The following is a 1,334-nucleotide window of genomic DNA, read 5'->3' as shown; positions in this document are numbered from 1 at the left end:
GATAAAAACAATCTCCTTGTCCAGCTGTTCGAGCCTAAAACAGCATTTTCAAATTAGAAGTTAGATGGGTATAGGATCGATTTCAAGCCCATCAATCATGAAGACGAAAAGATGTTCCCAAGAGTCGAAGAGCATGTATCGAGTCAATGCACGCAAATCATCGAAAAAGGTTGTGCGTTTAACAAGTTCATCACGAATAAGCTGGTATTGCGTATTGGCAAGATAAAGGGAAGTGTGGGCCAAAAAAGCGAGCAAGTTGAGCGTAAAAAGTATAGATGATAAGTATTGGTCCCCGTGACCAAAGTTGTGTTCGAGATGATAGCCTTGATTTTTGAGGATATTGATGGCTTCATTTTCAACTTTCCATCGTGTGCGTCCAAGCTGGCAAGCATCCATAACGTTCTCAAAAGTCAATTGATGGTTTGTAATCCAAGCATTGTGGAAGAGGGTATCGCCACTTTTTTCGTCAGTGATGTGCAGTTCACACCAGTTGCCATGAAGTGCATCATCTCCCAAGCGAAGAGGGAGTTGGGTGGCCCAACGATAAGTCCAGAGTTCATGACTGCGACCATTCCAGTGGCGGATTTGACGAGTTTCAACTCCATTCTCAATTTTTTCTAACAGAGCCAGCTCCTCATAAAGCGTCTTGTGCGAATCTGGCTTGCAGACAAAAAGGAAATATTGCTTTGCATCCTCAGCAATTTGCTGGCATAAGGGCTGATTCGAATAGAGGTCGTCCCCCAGATAGGTAATCGTGAAGGGAGAAAAGTTCTCTTGGTGCTTCGTGAGCCAGCGTTTGGAGGCTGCACGTTCACAATCCTGCTTCTCGTGGCCATCTTGCGGGACAATAAACTCGGGCGGTAACGCCAAGACCTGTGGACATTCTGGTTTGACGATAACGGGCATCAACGCATGATGGTAATAATGGAGAGTCCCATGCTTATCCCTACGAGTCGAACAGCAATCACAGTTTATCTCGGTCGATGAGTGGTAGGTTAGCCCGTCGAGCGCAATCGCTTTGGTATTCTCAAAACTAGTATAGCTTTCGAGGTGACCTGTATGCTCCAGTTCGTTGATAAGCCAATAGAAATCACCGCTAATCTCGGCTGGTTTTACATGGTCTAGAATATTGCGCACTTGCTGTTTGCATGGAATCTTTTCAACCTTAAATAAATTCCGTGCATTGTTGCTTCGTTTTTTCTGCTCCATATCCCGTTGATGCGATAAAAACGACGGCGACTGCATAAAAAATACAGGGCCAGTCCGAGGGTCGACGCGGCCAGCTGCTGCTCGCCGTTCGTCACCGGCACGCCCGCTTCCCGCCGCAGTGCAGC

General features: G+C 46.5%; 1 protein-coding gene. It reads right to left on the bottom strand.

The genetic code is table 11. The annotated features are described in order from the left end of the window. Nucleotides 1-60: 60 nt before the first annotated feature. A partial coding sequence (locus F6K63_RS36915) for an ISNCY family transposase (RefSeq protein ID WP_287315019.1) occupies nucleotides 61-1,334 on the bottom strand: 1,274 nt, incomplete at its 5' end.

Origin of the sequence: Moorena sp. SIO1G6 (assembly GCF_010672795.1) — a bacterium.
GTDB classification, from domain to species: domain Bacteria; phylum Cyanobacteriota; class Cyanobacteriia; order Cyanobacteriales; family Coleofasciculaceae; genus Moorena; species Moorena producens.
The sequence above is the reverse complement of the archived record's forward strand: the minus strand, read 5'-3'. Positions and strand labels throughout refer to the sequence as shown.